The 14,808-nt window shown below is 45.1% G+C and carries 14 protein-coding genes, 1 tRNA gene and 1 pseudogene; 13 read left to right on the top strand and 3 right to left on the bottom strand.

The annotated features are described in order from the left end of the window. Positions 1-119: 119 nt before the first annotated feature. The 5 genes and pseudogenes from A3773_RS13815 (at position 120) to A3773_RS13790 (ending at position 4,015) form a co-directional block, all read left to right on the top strand. Positions 120-865: pseudogene (locus A3773_RS13815) on the top strand (SDR family NAD(P)-dependent oxidoreductase). 55 nt (positions 866-920) lie between these two features. Then, the gene (locus A3773_RS13805; RefSeq protein ID WP_067987016.1) at positions 921-1,532 is read left to right on the top strand and encodes a TetR/AcrR family transcriptional regulator; all 612 of its coding nucleotides are present in this window, start codon (positions 921-923) and stop codon (positions 1,530-1,532) included. Then, a complete protein-coding gene (locus A3773_RS13800; RefSeq protein WP_075109578.1) occupies positions 1,529-2,716 on the top strand; it encodes an SDR family NAD(P)-dependent oxidoreductase in 1,188 nt (395 codons plus the stop codon). Before A3773_RS13805 ends, A3773_RS13800 begins: the two co-directional genes overlap by 4 nt. A gap of 74 nt (positions 2,717-2,790) precedes the next feature. Beyond that, positions 2,791-3,111 (top strand): carboxymuconolactone decarboxylase family protein, encoded by a 321-nt coding sequence (locus A3773_RS13795; protein ID WP_156473537.1) that lies wholly within the window; start codon positions 2,791-2,793, stop codon positions 3,109-3,111. A 217-nt stretch (positions 3,112-3,328) separates the two neighbouring features. After that, a complete protein-coding gene (locus A3773_RS13790; protein ID WP_067987012.1) occupies positions 3,329-4,015 on the top strand; it encodes an SDR family NAD(P)-dependent oxidoreductase in 687 nt (228 codons plus the stop codon). A 684-nt stretch (positions 4,016-4,699) separates the two neighbouring features. Here the strand turns inward: A3773_RS13790 and A3773_RS19155 are convergent. Then, positions 4,700-4,927, bottom strand: coding sequence for a DUF1330 domain-containing protein (locus A3773_RS19155; protein ID WP_369094801.1), 228 nt, complete (start codon positions 4,925-4,927; stop codon positions 4,700-4,702). 239 nt (positions 4,928-5,166) lie between these two features. Here A3773_RS19155 and A3773_RS13775 point away from each other — a divergent pair, with 239 nt between their 5' ends. The 4 genes from A3773_RS13775 (at position 5,167) to A3773_RS13760 (ending at position 9,230) form a co-directional block, all read left to right on the top strand. Then, entirely contained in the window at positions 5,167-6,627 is a 1,461-nt protein-coding gene (locus A3773_RS13775) for a type IV secretory system conjugative DNA transfer family protein (RefSeq protein ID WP_075109577.1), read from the top strand. 4 nt (positions 6,628-6,631) lie between these two features. Next, a complete protein-coding gene (locus A3773_RS13770) occupies positions 6,632-7,042 on the top strand; it encodes a hypothetical protein (RefSeq protein ID WP_067987006.1) in 411 nt (136 codons plus the stop codon). A 147-nt stretch (positions 7,043-7,189) separates the two neighbouring features. Next, on the top strand, positions 7,190-7,555 hold the full coding sequence (locus A3773_RS13765) for a hypothetical protein (RefSeq protein WP_067987004.1): 366 nt from the start codon (positions 7,190-7,192) through the stop codon (positions 7,553-7,555). Between the two features lie 4 nt (positions 7,556-7,559). After that, positions 7,560-9,230, top strand: coding sequence for a recombinase family protein (locus A3773_RS13760; RefSeq protein ID WP_197462794.1), 1,671 nt, complete (start codon positions 7,560-7,562; stop codon positions 9,228-9,230). Here the strand turns inward: A3773_RS13760 and A3773_RS13755 are convergent. Next, positions 9,209-9,285 (bottom strand) — tRNA-Met (locus A3773_RS13755). The genes A3773_RS13760 and A3773_RS13755 overlap by 22 nt on opposite strands. Before the next feature lie 347 nt (positions 9,286-9,632). Here A3773_RS13755 and ilvC point away from each other — a divergent pair. From ilvC to A3773_RS17855, 3 genes are all read left to right on the top strand, one after another. Beyond that, positions 9,633-11,108 carry a ketol-acid reductoisomerase gene (ilvC, locus tag A3773_RS13750; protein ID WP_067987002.1) on the top strand — a complete coding sequence of 492 codons (1,476 nt, stop codon included), beginning with the start codon at positions 9,633-9,635 and terminating at the stop codon, positions 11,106-11,108. Positions 11,109-11,260: 152 nt separating this feature from the next. Then, complete coding sequence (gene modF, locus A3773_RS13745; protein WP_067987000.1) at positions 11,261-12,712, top strand: molybdate ABC transporter ATP-binding protein ModF; 1,452 nt, start codon at positions 11,261-11,263, stop codon at positions 12,710-12,712. Between the two features lie 107 nt (positions 12,713-12,819). Beyond that, the gene (locus A3773_RS17855) at positions 12,820-12,990 is read left to right on the top strand and encodes a hypothetical protein (RefSeq protein ID WP_156473536.1); all 171 of its coding nucleotides are present in this window, start codon (positions 12,820-12,822) and stop codon (positions 12,988-12,990) included. 70 nt (positions 12,991-13,060) lie between these two features. Here the strand turns inward: A3773_RS17855 and A3773_RS13740 are convergent, their stop codons facing one another. Then, positions 13,061-13,996 carry a D-hexose-6-phosphate mutarotase gene (locus A3773_RS13740; RefSeq protein WP_067986999.1) on the bottom strand — a complete coding sequence of 312 codons (936 nt, stop codon included), beginning with the start codon at positions 13,994-13,996 and terminating at the stop codon, positions 13,061-13,063. A gap of 182 nt (positions 13,997-14,178) precedes the next feature. Here A3773_RS13740 and A3773_RS13735 point away from each other — a divergent pair, with 182 nt between their 5' ends. Further along, entirely contained in the window at positions 14,179-14,760 is a 582-nt protein-coding gene (locus A3773_RS13735) for a DNA-J related domain-containing protein (protein WP_067986997.1), read from the top strand. Positions 14,761-14,808 lie beyond the last annotated feature (48 nt).

Genomic DNA, 14,808 nt, shown 5'->3' with positions numbered 1-14,808 from the left:
ACGGCACATTGTCTTGACATTAATAGTAGATCGGTCTAATAATAAATAACAAAAGTCGAACTACTCATCTGTCTTATCGACTTTTTCGACCACAACGTAATGACCGTGAGGCTAAGGAAATGAAAAAATTAGAGGGCAAGGTAGCCGTAGTAACAGGCGGGAATAGCGGTATTGGTTTTTCGGTAGCAAAGATGTTTTCTGATCATGGCGCTAAGGTCGTTATCTTTGGTCGCAATGCAGAGTCCCTGAAGGACGCAGACATAGCTCTTGCTGGGGAAAGCATGTTTATAAAAGGCGATGTCTGTTCTCAGGAAGACCTAGAGACATTGTTTCGGAAAACACGGAACCACTTCGGCACCATCGACATTGTTGTCGCTAACGCGGGAGGAGCCATAATGCAGCCATTTCTGGAGGTTACAGAAGAAGATTTTAATTATCAGAGTGATGTTAATTTCAAAGGCGTATTTTTTACGCTTCAAAAGGCGGTTCCATGTATGAACGATAGTGGAGCGGCCATTATCGTATCATCAAGTGCTAACTGCCGAGCTGTACCGGGCATGAGTGTCTACGGCTCAGCCAAAGCTGCTGTAAGAGCACTTGCCCGAACTTTAACCCAGGAGCTCGCACCTCGATACGTGTAAATGTTCTTACTCCTGGCCCAGTCATGACAGCGGCGTACAGTCGAACGGGTCTGTCAGAGGAAGAGATCGCCGATTTTCAGGCACTGCAAGCGTCCCAGATCCCGCTTAAGCGAATTGGACAGCCAGACGAAATAGCAGCAGCTGCACTATTTCTCGCTTCATCGGACTCTTCTTTTGTGGCTGGGGCTGAACTGGTTGCTGACGGTGGCATGACACAGATCTGACATTAGGATTATCGATACTTTCCCAATTTAACCTGACAAATGATGATCAAAACAGATGGCTAGAACACGAGATATAAAAAACTACGACGACGCAAAAACGCGCTTACTGGACACAGGAATGTCACTAATACGCTCTGAGAGTTTCTCAGGTATTGGCATTAATGACGTCCTTAAAAAAAGCGGCGTACCGCGAGGTTCTTTTTACCACTATTTCAAAAGTAAGGAGGCGTTCGGCCTAGAGGTAGCCCAGTACTATCATGGCTTGCAAATAGACGGTGCAAACCAGGTGTTGAATAATGAAAACCTCTTGCCTATTGATCGCCTTGAAGCATTCTTTCGAGGCGCAAGCGAAGAATTTAAAACTCGCAATTACGCGGATGGTTGCTTGATGTGTAATCTATCAACTGAGTTAGCAGACACGAATAATGAGTTTCAGAAAATACTTAAAAAACATTGGGCTGAGCTTTCATCGGAAGTGGCTGAATGCTTGGCGCTTATTCAGCTCAGTGACATTGGCTTAAGCCACCTGACAAATATGGAAGCTGCGGATTGGCTTATGAACGCTTGGAGTGGCGCATTGGTGCGCATGAAAGCGGAGCGCAGCGAAGCCCCACTGCAACTCTTTGAAAAAACCATATTTAACATTAAGAAAGGAACACGCACATGAGTAAGAACATATTAATCACCGGAGCGAGCCGAGGAATTGGTTACTTGACAGCCAAAACACTTGCCAAAGGAGGCCACCATGTCATTGCATCTATGCGAGATATTGCAGGACATAATGCTGCTATTGCGGCCGAGCTTGCTGGCTGGGCGTTAGAGCATGGTCATTCTCTGGAGGTAGTAGAACTGGATGTTACGTCCGAAGATTCCGTAGATTCCGCGATACAAGCTTTGGAAGAACGTTTAGATATTGATGTGCTTATTAATAACGCAGGCATTATGCCTTGTGGCATAACAGAGGCTTATACACCTGAGCAGGTTTCAGCATGCTTAGATGTAAACGTTGTCGGTGTTGCTCGCACCTGTAGAGCCGTTCTCCCGCACATGCGTGAACGAAAATCAGGGCTTCTAATCCATATAAGTTCAAGTTCCGGTCGGCTTGCGATGCCCTTCTTTGGGTTGTATTGCGCGAGCAAATGGGCACTCGAAGCTATGGCAGAATCTATGCATTATGAACTCGCCAGCTTTGGCGCGGAGTCCATAATCGTTGAGCCTGGTGGTCATGGTACTGATCTGATCCAAAGCCCTCCCGCCCCATCCGATACACGCTGCATAGAGTCATATGGTGATATCGCTAAGGCGCCAGCGAATATTGTGGACATGTTCCAAGGCGTATTTGCCCAAGGGGGTAAAAGTACCGACGCACAAAATGTCGCAGACCAACTTGCAGAACTTGTCGACATGGAAGGCGATCGGCCAATACGCACGACAGTTGGCCATAATATGGGGGTTGACCAGATCAACACGCGAGTCGCGCCAGTGCAAGCTGAGTTTATTCGTTCATTTTTACCGATGGCAGGCATAGAAGCACAGGATAACAGATTGTTTGTTTCGGCAACGATCACCTTAAAACCTGAATACTACGACGAAGGCTTAGCCGCCCTTGAATCTATTATTCCTCAAACACTCAATGAGCCGGGCTGTCATGTCTTTACTCTCATGAAAAATAAGGAAGGTAATGGGACGCTTCACCTTTTCGAATGCTTTGAAGATGAACAAGCTTTGATGCTCCATTATGAGCAAGACTATACCAAAGCTGTTTTTGCTCAATATGAAGAGTGGTTAGAAAAACCCGTTGAAGTAACAAAGATGCTCGCATCCTCTTCGGTAACTTCGGCACAGTTTTAGTTCGCAAATAACTGCGCTATCTCCCCTGCTTACCTATGTAGGCTGTTAATAAAATCACTGATCGAAAAAACCGTTTGGCATTTGCATTTATTGCTAGTTGCCTTGTAACAGGAATGGCAGCAGGTACAGAGATGAGCCTCGCCAAGGAGAGTGTTGATATGGATTTGTACAAGAAAGATTTGAAAAATCTAAAAGCAGCACCCCTAAACGCGGAAGGTACGTCCTTAATAAATGGCATGCCCTCCGCTCTGGCTGAACACTTTATAAGTTGTCTTTATGGGAAAGTTCATGAATCCATAAACCTCTCGCCTAAGCATAAAGAATTGGTATTGATAGCTGGGTTGATCTCAATGAGTGCAACCAACCAATTAACGTTTCATATACCGGGTGCGTAAAACCTTGGAATCAACTCAAGAGCGATTATCTACATTATTATTTTAGTGGGAGCCTACTAAGGCTACCCATCTGTGGCAAACGCAACAAATGCGTTAAAGGAAGTACTCAATGAATGCAAATAACACGACGAAAAGCAATGCCAAGTAATTCAGAGAATGCGTATGAGAAACTGAGTAAGTCAACAACTGCCAAATAAATATTTTCAGGAGTTTAGCTATGCCAAATGTACTCATTATTGGAGCCGGAACAGGTTTAAGTGCTTCGTTAGCCAGATGCTTTAGAAAGGCGGGACACTCGGTTTCTCTTGCCGCGCGCAATACTATAAAACTCCAAGAGCTTGCCCATGAAACAGACGCATCATTATTCACCTGTGATGTGAGTGATAAAAGTGATGTACACGCTCTTTTTGAAGAATTAGATAACCACAATTTTACGCCCGATACCGTAATCTATAATGCGGGAGCATATACCAGAGGCCCTATTACCGAAATTGATACAGATATTACAAAAGAAACGTTAATGATTAATAGTTTTGGGGCCTTATTGGTAGCACAGCAAGCTGCCAAACGAATGCTTAAAAATAGACGAGGTGCGATGCTATTTACCGGTGCATCAGCAGGTGTTAAAGGTTTCTCTCAATCAGCCCCATTTGCGATGGGTAAATTTGCGCTTCGAGGGCTGTGTCAGAGTTTAGCAAGAGAACTCGCACCTCAAAACATACATGTAGCGCACTTTATCATTGACGGCCTTATTTACTCTGCTGACAGGGGGGCCCCTTATGATGACCCAACAATGACGTTAAACCCTGATGAAATTGCGAAAACTTATCTTTACGTGTCAGAGCAAGAGCGTAGCGCTTGGACTTGGGAGTTAGAGCTCCGTACTAATACCGAAAATTTCTAAGCTTTAGGCCACACGATGACGACCCACAAATTGCTTTTATTCAGCGTAATTACCACTTGTCTATTAATATCAAGCTGCTCATGAATTACACAGGATCATTATTTTTCAAATAATAACCTTTCATCTCCATGGAAAAATCCATTTAGGCATGGTGCCCCATCCAACAAAACAGCGGGTTACCCAGATGCATCATTAGCCATTTTAGATAAAGATGACGTTAAACTAGTTGTGGATGTTAGCTATCAAGAAGTGACATTTTCGGGACCCATGTTTCTGCCTATTTTCCCTCACCTTTTCTCTTCTGACTCAGACAACGAATTGATCGTTAGGGTTACGATTGATAGTGGCAATGAGCACGTCGTGTTGACCCCAACTAATTGGCAGCTAACTGATCTAAACAATGACTCTACCTACACCGTAATTGATAGCTATATCCCACCGCGCACCGTGGCTAAACAATTACTATGGGCAAGGTTTCCCGCATCAGGATCATCGCTACAGAGCATAAAGTTAGACTTCGGAAAAGCCACGAAGAATGAGCAATTTATAGATATTCCAAACTTAAGTTTAACTCGTGAGAAGGGTGATTGGCGCATCAATCATTTCTCATTTTAGATCCTCATGTAACGAACCATTAAACTGACTTAGTCGATGGCATTTCAAACGGAGCTTCAGCCAATTAATTTAGGTGTCCTTACACTCAAAATAGCCAGACTGAATCAAGTCATCTGTTTCACTGATTCCCGGAACGATTGTTGCCCAACCTTCAGTTACAGCGTTTCTGAAAATCGATACTTCTTGATGTTCCTCAGAATAAAACCATTGACTAGCCGCCGCGAAGTTCTTGAACTTGTAAATCACCATATTTGGCAAAGTACTTCCTTCAATGGTTTTTACTGGGCTGCCGACAATAACTTCTGCTTCTATTTCTCGTCAATAGGTTTAACAAGCTCAGTGAGCTGATCAATTTTGCGGCGATCAAGTATTTTATAATTAAAGATTACATATGCTGACAAAACTAGCTCCTATATCTTCTGCAAATTTTGATCGCAAGTGCGACACATTGAAGCAGGGAGGCCCTTATAGTCGCCTAAAACCAGCGTGAGACCACTACGCTGACATTTAAGCCTGTATGTCAATGCTGGGTTGCCTTGCCTTACCTTGCAATTCTATCAAAGAGCTTAATCCTCTTTCGTAATGTTCTAGCGCCTACACGTAGCGGAAAGCTTCTAACCGCTAGTATGCCGCGATGCTTGGAGCATCGTGGTTCGCTGGTTGCGCTTGATGTGAAAGATGGTGAGCTGTCTTTAATTGCTGCGCGATATCGGCGGGATGTGCTTGGCCATAAAGTCATCATTATCGATCCATGGGATTTAGCTTGCTCAAAGCTCGGCATGCCTCAATCAAGGTTTAACATTATGGATTGGCTTGATCCTGACAATGATGACTTTGTTGAGGATGCAATGACCATTGCAGATAGTCTTGTTACTGATCGAGGCGGCAAAGACCCGTTTTGGACGGATGAAGCTCGCGCGCTCGTTATGGGACTGATTCTCTATGTTACCGCCACGCCTCTGGTACTAATGCCGACCGCCAAGCGCTCACGCGACATTCCGCAAGTGAGAAGATTGTTAAGCCTGTCCTCTAACGATTTCATAAACCTTGTGAGCGGCGAATACGAAAAGGATGAAGAAGGCAATGCCGTGTTAATAAAGCTCGGCATGATGCAAAGCTCCAACGAATATGTTCGCTCTGCCGCAGCACGTATTCTGAATAAGGCATCCAAAGAATTTTCTGGAATTTTATCAACAGCGCAACAAAATACGCATTTCTTAGAAAGCCCGAAAATACAGCGCACCTTATCGGAATCAGACTTTACCTTTGAAGAGCTGGAAAATGGCAAAACAGATATCTTTGTCGTTTTACCTGCGGGGAGATTGTTCACCTACAACCGCTTTTTGCGCATGCTGCTAAGTTCTGCCATCACTTCAGTAACACGCTTTAAGACCAAGCCAAACCCTCCTGTGTACTTTCTTATGGAAGAAGCCGCTGCATTGGGGCGAATGGAAGTTATTGAAACCGCTTTTGGGTTAATGGCTGGATATGGCATGCAGCTTCATATGATCGTGCAGGACTTAAATCAGCTCGTCTCGCTTTATGGCGAGAGGTGGCAAACATTCATTGCCAATAGCGGCGTTATACAAATCTTCGGCACCCGTGATTTGATGACTTCAGAATACACATCTAGGCTGTGCGGCATAACAACGATTGAATCGTTAAGTGAATACAGCGCTGAGATGCGGGCGCGCCTTTTTAGTGATCCCAATTTTTTAAGCCGTGAGGATGCGCTCACATCGCGTTCGCTTATTACTCCTGACGAAGTAATGACGATGAGCCCAGTTGCCCAGATTCTTATCTTGTCTCATGCCAATCCAATCGCCTGTTTCAAAACCGCTTATTTTTTGGATCAGAGATATAGAAATAAAAATGGTTCGCCCATTTACGATATTCATCCAAACTTTGCTGACGACCCAATAAGCAGACCTGTTAATTTTACCAAACAGGGGCTCAACATTGCTGCGCCTCTCTCTTCGATATTTGATGGAGGGTGAGCACATGATATTCAGAGCATGGATTTCAATTATCGTAATGGCTGTATGCGTATGGAGCGTGTGGGTTGGGCTTGATGGAAAAATCCCTCCTTATGAATACGCGCCAGTTAGTTTTGTTTTCCATTGGGTAACACCATGGCTGTTATTAATTTTGGCTGCAAAGTCGTGGTATCGCATTTTCATCTGGGAACGCATGCTGCAAGCGAGGCAGTCGCCTCCAATTCTTAGTCGCGGCCTCTCAACACAGGCGCATAAGCAAACAAATACAGATTTATTGAAACTGACTTCACAGGCGCTATTTCTTTTCGCCTCAGCCGGTGTGTTAAATCACTTCTCAATTGATCATATCGAATGGTGGATCACATTGATCATTACCTGCTTTTACCTTCTTAAAAAATCATCAAGGGCGGGGTAATAAACATGATTAATTTATTGCCCATAAAAACAAAAAGTGAAAAAACGGCGGAAACATGTGGTTTACAGGGCGCCTGTTTACGATTTATTAACGATTTCAGGCGTATCATTGTAAGTATGAGAGATTGTCGGGACGCCAGAGCGTTCCATGCAACTCTCTTTTTTTGTGGTCAGGTGGGTGTATGTGCATGTTCCGCACCCAGAACGTGCCATCTCTCAGATATACGCGGCTGGCGCAAAGAATACGGCAGTGAGAGCAGTAATTCGCTTTCACTGCTTTTTTATGGGGGGATATATGAATAACCCCCTCATAAAACAGAATAAAAATGAGTCAAATGAGTCAAATGAGGCTCAGATTTGTTTGAAGACTCCGCTGAAAGCGAGTCATAATCGGGGTTCTGACGATGAAGCGATAATCGCTCTCGTGAAGTTTCTCGCAAGACGCGCCGCCGAAGAAGATTATGAATTTTACCGTAGCGCGCTTAGCAATCCCGATATAGAAGATGGTGGATAGGAATATGACGCAACGTGCTTGCATATATGCCCGATATAGCTCTGACCTTCAAAGTGACGCATCTATTGAAGATCAAATTCGCCTTTGCAGTGACAAAGCAAGCGCTGAAGGCTGGAAGCTTGGCAATTGTTATACGGATGCAGGAATTTCAGGGGCATCCCTCATGCGCCCTGGCATTCAATCTCTGCTCAGTGCCGCAATGAATGGTGAGTTTGACATACTCATTGCAGAAGCCTTGGATCGCCTCTCTCGCGATCAGGAGGATATCGCAGGCATTTTTAAACGCATGGAGTTTGCTGGCGTTAAAATCATCACCCTCTCAGAAGGCGAAATATCCACGCTTCACATAGGCCTGAAAGGCACTATGAACGCGATGTTCCTGAAGGACTTGGCCGATAAGACCCGCCGAGGGCTCCGTGGCCGTGTAGAAAAAGGCAAATCAGGTGGCGGTCTTGCCTATGGCTATCAGGTGGTAAAACAGTTCGACGTCAATGGTGAAGCCATCAAAGGGGATCGTGAGATTGATGAAGTGCAGGCCGATATCATCCGCCGCATCTTCCGAGAATATGGGCTTGAGAACAAATCGCCCAAAGCTATCGCCGCTCAGCTCAACGAGGAAGGCATACCTTGCCCATCTGGCAAAAGCTGGGGGCAATCCACTATTAACGGCAACCGCAAGCGCGGTACGGGCATTCTGAATAACGAACTGTATATCGGTCGCCTGATCTGGAACAGGCAGCGTTTTATCAAAGACCCTGCCACAGGAAAGCGTGTAACGCGCCTGAATGATCCGTCTGAATGGATTATCCAGGATGTGCCAGAGCAACGCATCGTTGATTCTGAGCTATGGGAAGCGGTTAAAGCGCGCCAGAAAACACTGGATCGTAAATCTTCCGCGCTTTGGCAAACGAACCGCCCCCAATATCTGCTATCAGGACTGACAAAATGTGGCGTTTGCGGTGGCGGGTATTCCAAGATCAACTCTACCCAATATGGCTGTTCTGCTGCCAAGAACAAAGGGGATAGCGTCTGCAACAATCGCCGCACCATCAAACGAGAAACGCTTGAGAGCTATGTTTTGGATGGGTTACAAGGCCACCTCATGCGTGAAGAGCTGGTCAATGTGTTCTGTAAAGAATACACCAACCATTTGAGCACCTTGCATGCGCAGGCCAATGCACAGCGCAAATCACTGGAATCTCAGCGTGACAGCCTTCTTAAAGAACGTGAGTGCCTGATACAGACCATCAAAGATGGCATTCCCGCCAGTATGATCAAAGACGATCTGGAGAGCGTTTCAGAGCGCATTGAGAAAGCGGAACAAGCTCTGACGGTGCAACCTGCACTCAAGCCTCTGATCCATCCGGCCATGGCCTCACGTTACCACCAAGCCATTAAAGACTTAAAGGCATCGTTGAATGCGGATGGTGCGCGCGCAGAAGCATCACAGCATTTAAGGGGGCTTATCGAGAAAGTGGTGCTAACGCCAGAAGAAGGCGATAAAGGCCTGCGTATTAATCTATACGGAGATTTAGCTGGAATCTTGAATATGTCTTTGGAGACTAAAGATATGAAAATCTTGGACAAGCTATGCTTGAGCGCATCGAATGATAATAAGGCTATCAATGGGGCTTTCGCCCACATAGATAGTATTGGTAGCGGGGGCTGGATTTGAACCAACGACCTTCGGGTTATGAGCCCGACGAGCTACCAAGCTGCTCCACCCCGCATCAATGTGGGGCGAATAATATAGACCAGATTAGACTTTAGCAAGCCCTATTTCACGCAAATGCAAAATAAATAAAATAGAGGGATATGATTGATTACTATCTGATCAGAACCCAACAAAATCGGTATTTTTTATATATTCCAGCCAATATCGACGGGTTCTACTGGCACCTGTTCAAAATATCGCTATTATTTAGCCCAATCTGTTTTGATGCAGTTTTGCATTGCAATAAATGCAACAGAGCAACCCATATATATCATTTTACGCGACACTTTAATTCTATTAGAGTAGCGCCATAATAAACCACTTGTCAGGTTAAGCCTGACGTAATTAATACGGAACTTGGAAATGTCTAACAACTATTTCAATACACTACCTTTACGTGAGCAGCTTGCACAGCTAGCTAAATGTCGTTTTATGTCTATGGACGAGTTCAGCGATGGTGTTGAAGCGCTTAAAGGCAAAAAAATAGTAGTGATCGGCTGTGGTGCACAGGGTCTTAACCAAGGTCTTAACTTACGTGACAGCGGCCTAGATGTTTCTTACACGCTTCGTGCAGCCGCAATTGCTGAAAAACGTCAGTCTTGGAAAAATGCAACTGAAAACGGTTTCGTTGTTGGTACTTACCAAGAACTTATCCCAACAGCTGATGTTGTGTTGAACCTTACACCTGATAAGCAGCACACGCCTGTTGTTAACGAAATCATGCCACTTATGAAAAAAGGCGCTTGCCTATCTTACTCTCACGGTTTCAATATCGTGGAAGAAGGCATGAAAATCCGCGAAGACCTAACAGTAATCATGGTTGCACCTAAGTGCCCAGGTTCTGAAGTTCGCGCTGAATACGTGCGTGGCTTTGGTGTTCCAACGCTTATCGCTGTTCACGAAGACAACGATCCTAAAGGCGAAGGTCTTGCACTTGCAAAAGCATACGCTGTAGGTACGGGCGGCCACAAAGCAGGCGTTCTAATGTCTTCTTTCATCGCTGAAGTTAAGTCTGACCTTATGGGTGAACAGACGATTCTTTGCGGTATGCTTCAGACAGGTTCCCTACTTTGCTTCGACAAAATGGTTGAAGAAGGTATTGATCCTGGTTACGCATCTAAGCTTATTCAGTATGGTTGGGAAACAATCACTGAAGCGCTTAAATACGGCGGCGTTACTAACATGCTAGACCGTCTTTCTAACCCAGCTAAAATCAAAGCATTTGATCTTGCTGAAGAGCTGAAAGAGATCATGCGCCCTCTTTACAACAAGCACCAAGATGACATCATCGACGGTACGTTCTCACGCGTTATGATGGAAGACTGGGCTAACGATGATAAAAACCTTCTAGGCTGGCGTGCAGAGACTGCCGAGACTGCTTTCGAGAAGACACCAGCAGGCGATGTTGAAATTTCTGAACAGGAATTCTTCGATAACGGCATCTTGATGGTTGCTATGGTTAAAGCCGGCGTTGAGCTTGCATTCGAAACAATGACAGCGGCTGGTATCATTGCTGAATCTGCTTACTACGAATCACTACACGAAACACCGCTTATCGCTAACACGATTGCACGTAAGAAGCTTTATGAGATGAACGCAACAATCTCTGATACAGCAGAATACGGTTGCTACCTATACAACCACGCATGCCTACCGCTATTGGCTGATTTCATGAAAGGCATTAAAACTGACGTTATCGGTAAAGGTCTAGATACAACAGACACCGGTGTAGATAACGCTCGCCTGATTGAAGTAAATGCTGCCCTACGCAGCCACCCAGTAGAAGCGATTGGTGCGGTTCTACGTGGCCATATGGCTGACATGAAGAAGATCGTATAATTATTTGATAATTATGCATTTTTCTTTATAGAAAAAATAAAAGTCAGGGCCTTTGGTCTTGGCTTTTTTTTCGCAAAAAAGTAAGTTATTCCGCATTTTTTTGACAAGGGAGCGGTAGAGTATTGACCCAAATACTCCCGTCACATACTGAAATGAATAGCATCAAAATAGAAAACTATACGGCAGTCTTTGGTGAGTCCTTCACCTTAAACAATATCAACTGGACACTTGAGCCAAACCAACACTGGGTTATCACAGGCGCTAATGGTTCTGGTAAATCTGCCCTATCCGCTATTTTGGCCGGCGCTGGCGAGCGTATCAGCGGCTCCATTTCAGGTCTTCCTAAACATATCGAAATTATCTCCTTCGAAGCCCAAGCCGAGCTGATTGAGCGTGAGTTAAAAAAAGACGATGCTGACATCATGGATGTGATCTCTGAAGGTACGCCCGTCAGAGAGATTCTTGAAGAAGGCAAAGCGATCTACCCTGAATTTGATAGCGCCTTACTTGATCAACTTGTGGCTATGTTCAAACTTGAACCTATGCTTGATCGCAGCTTTAGAAAGCTATCAACAGGCGAGACGCGCAAGATCATGCTGATTCGGGCATTAGCCAATAATCCTGACCTTATTATTCTTGATGAACCTTTTGACGGGCTCGATGCGGCGTCCATGCAACTCCTGCAAGACTTACTAAAAAGCAAAATAGACGCCATGGCAATGGTGCTCGTGCTCAATCGCTTTGACGAGATTCCCGACTTTATTACCCATATCGCCTACACCGACCAAGGCAAGCTTCAACACAGCGTTGATATCAATAACAAACAGGCCTATGACGACCTCTATCAACTGCTTCATCTAAAAACAACAGAACTCTCGGTGCCTGCGACAGATCTTTCTGACCGCCCGCCTGCGCTCAACCCCAACGATCCACTTGTGCGCCTAACAAACATTAAAGTCGCTTACGGCGATGCCACCATTATCGACGGTCTCGATTGGACGATTGAACCGGGTCAGCATTGGCAATTGAGCGGGCCAAATGGCAGCGGCAAAACCTGTTTACTTAACCTAATTACCGGTGATCACCCCCAGTGCTATACCAACAATATTTTTGTGTTTGGTATGCAGCGAGGAAACGGTGAAACGATTTGGCAGATCAAACAATATATTGGCTATGTATCCACCGCTTTACAGTGGGAATACCGGGTCAGTATCAGCCTGCGTAACGTGATCTTATCCGGCTTCCATGACAGCATTGGAGTCTACACAAAAAGCACAGACAAGCAGAAAGCGGTTGCAGACCAGTGGTTAGCGCTACTCGGCATGAAAGACCGGGCTAATGAGCCTTACAACCAGCTTTCGTTTGGTGATCAACGCTTACTGCTAATTGCCCGGGCCATGGTCAAACACCCGACGCTGTTAATTTTAGATGAGCCATGTTTAGGCTTAGATGATATCAACCGCCAGCTTGTTTTAGCGTTGATTGAAAAAATATGTACCAGTGGCGATACCACCGTACTTTATGTCAATCACCATGCAGAAGATCAAATCAGCGGCATCAGCCAGTTTAAACAACTCGAAAAGCTCGATGCACAATCATCATAACGCGCTAGGAGCACGGACGGTTCTTAACAAACAACACCGATGAACAAATATTGAACTTTTTGTCCCTTACCACATCATAGTCATTAACAGATTGTGGAGATTAAGTGATGTGCAGTTCACCTAAAACAAATCATAGAACCGTGAGTCGGTCAGGTAATTCAAGCTTACACCTTAGCAGTGAACAGTATGCCTCGTATGCAAAAGTGGCGAATGCTGCACTTGAACGCAGAGAGCAATTAAAGGCGGAAAAAAACGCCCGTGCTCAGAAACAACCCTAATCAACACCGGTTAAAAAACCGCAAACGAGTTGGTTGCTTCAAGTACTAACGTTCGACTTAAAAATGCTCTTTAGGTCACCGAGATCCGACAATTAAACCCCATGAAATAAGACTGATCAGGTGCTAAAGTCTGTAAATTATCAAGCAGATGCGCACTCTCTAAGCACAACATCTTATGGAAGTCTTGATCAGCAAAGTGACTTAACCGTATAGACTTATCAACCCAAGGGTTCCACGCGACAAGATCCGGTGCATGGCTATGAGTGACTTTAATTTGCCGTGCAAAACCGGGGTCATTTATCTGTATTGGGCCCGTGACATTTCGATAAATTCGATCCACTTCAGCAGCAACACGTAAAGGATCACTTGAACAGCTACGGCTCCACCCCTCCAGCGTATCTATATATTCCACACCCTCGAGCCCTAAAACCTCAACCGCTTCAACCTCCGCAACATTAAAATAACTGTGTAGCGCAGAAGTAAATGAGAAAGGCTGATCCCCCACATTATGCACCTCAAACTGAAGCGACAGCGATGATCCCACAGTAACCACCAACCTAAGTGCTGCAGAAAACGGCCACAGTTCAGAGGGCGTTACATCAAGCTCAAGTGTAATTTGAGTTGTTTCACTATCAATTAACTCAACATTAGCTAACCGCCACATCTGCTCACGGACAAATCCATGGGCTGGCGGGTTATCTGCTGATACTTGGCACTTAACCGAATCTGGGTTTTTATCAATATCACCAAACCACGGCCAACAAACAGGAATACCGCCACGCAGCGCCTTTCCTCGCTGGTAATCACACTGCTCGCTTAACCACAGTAAAGAAGGCTCCCCCACACGCTTGTACTCTGCAACCTGCGCGCCCTGAAGAAAAACAGTGGCTGACGCGGCATCATTCTTCACCGAAACAGCAATCAGCTGTTTGTAAATCTCAATAGTGACCCCTTTCAGAGCACCATACTCGGCATATAATGCCTGAACGCTTTCAGCCAAATTCATATTACTACCCACATTACTCTAAGCCCGCAATTTTACTCTTGAGGTCGATGAAGATTAACCCCCTATCCGGTTAATTAACATGATTGTTATAGATCCCCCAGCACCCTGCGGCAAAAACAAAACTGGCGAGCCTTGAAAATTGAATCTATGCTTAGTGGCACGCTTAAACTGATAGTGAACATATGCGACCAAATCCCTTTGTACTGCCCATTGCTAAAATCCTTAGACGTCGCACTCAACCGCTCAGTGAATACGACCTATTCCAGCTATTAGACTTTGATGATAACGAACTAAAACTCCCCACCGATCCATCTAACGATTTAGTTTTATTTCGTAAGCATTTCCTCGTTATGAACGCCCTTTACCAACTCCAGCCTATTTTTTGGGATGAAGGTTATTATCTATCGATCTCTGCTTTATCTATCGAACGTACCGCACTGAAAAGCGGAACCGATACGTCGATTATGCACTCAGCAGGTGATGATGAAATTCGCGCCTACTACCTTAATTGGGACGAGTTTATAAAAAGCGACCAAGACAGCGTAGAAACCCTATTAGACAGTTTTTGGCAGCGCTACTACACCCTTGATGAAGCAGAAAACGCGCTCGCAGTATTAGGCATGGAGTTAGAAGCCGACTGGGACAGCATTAAGCTCAAATATAAAACACTGATATCAACCCACCACCCAGACAAAGGTGGCGACCCTGACCAGTTCATTAAAATCAGAGAGGCCTACGAAGTGCTTTCCGGTATAAGACATTAGTCGCTTTATAGCCGTTTTAAGCCTCACAAGCACAACTGTACAGTTACC

This window comes from Neptuniibacter pectenicola (assembly GCF_001597735.1).
Classification (GTDB): Bacteria; Pseudomonadota; Gammaproteobacteria; order Pseudomonadales; family Balneatricaceae; genus Neptuniibacter; species Neptuniibacter pectenicola.
The sequence above is the reverse complement of the archived record's forward strand: the minus strand, read 5'-3'. Positions and strand labels throughout refer to the sequence as shown.

Coding starts and splice junctions, on each gene's coding strand:
- A3773_RS13805 (WP_067987016.1), top strand. CDS start 921: ATGGCTAGAACACGAGATATAAAAAACTACGACGACGCAAAAACGCGC.
- A3773_RS13800 (WP_075109578.1), top strand. CDS start 1,529: ATGAGTAAGAACATATTAATCACCGGAGCGAGCCGAGGAATTGGTTAC.
- A3773_RS13790 (WP_067987012.1), top strand. CDS start 3,329: ATGCCAAATGTACTCATTATTGGAGCCGGAACAGGTTTAAGTGCTTCG.
- A3773_RS13770 (WP_067987006.1), top strand. CDS start 6,632: ATGATATTCAGAGCATGGATTTCAATTATCGTAATGGCTGTATGCGTA.
- A3773_RS13765 (WP_067987004.1), top strand. CDS start 7,190: ATGCAACTCTCTTTTTTTGTGGTCAGGTGGGTGTATGTGCATGTTCCG.
- A3773_RS13760 (WP_197462794.1), top strand. CDS start 7,560: ATGACGCAACGTGCTTGCATATATGCCCGATATAGCTCTGACCTTCAA.
- ilvC (WP_067987002.1), top strand. CDS start 9,633: ATGTCTAACAACTATTTCAATACACTACCTTTACGTGAGCAGCTTGCA.
- modF (WP_067987000.1), top strand. CDS start 11,261: ATGAATAGCATCAAAATAGAAAACTATACGGCAGTCTTTGGTGAGTCC.
- A3773_RS17855 (WP_156473536.1), top strand. CDS start 12,820: ATGTGCAGTTCACCTAAAACAAATCATAGAACCGTGAGTCGGTCAGGT.
- A3773_RS13740 (WP_067986999.1), bottom strand. CDS start 13,996: ATGAATTTGGCTGAAAGCGTTCAGGCATTATATGCCGAGTATGGTGCT.
- A3773_RS13735 (WP_067986997.1), top strand. CDS start 14,179: ATGCGACCAAATCCCTTTGTACTGCCCATTGCTAAAATCCTTAGACGT.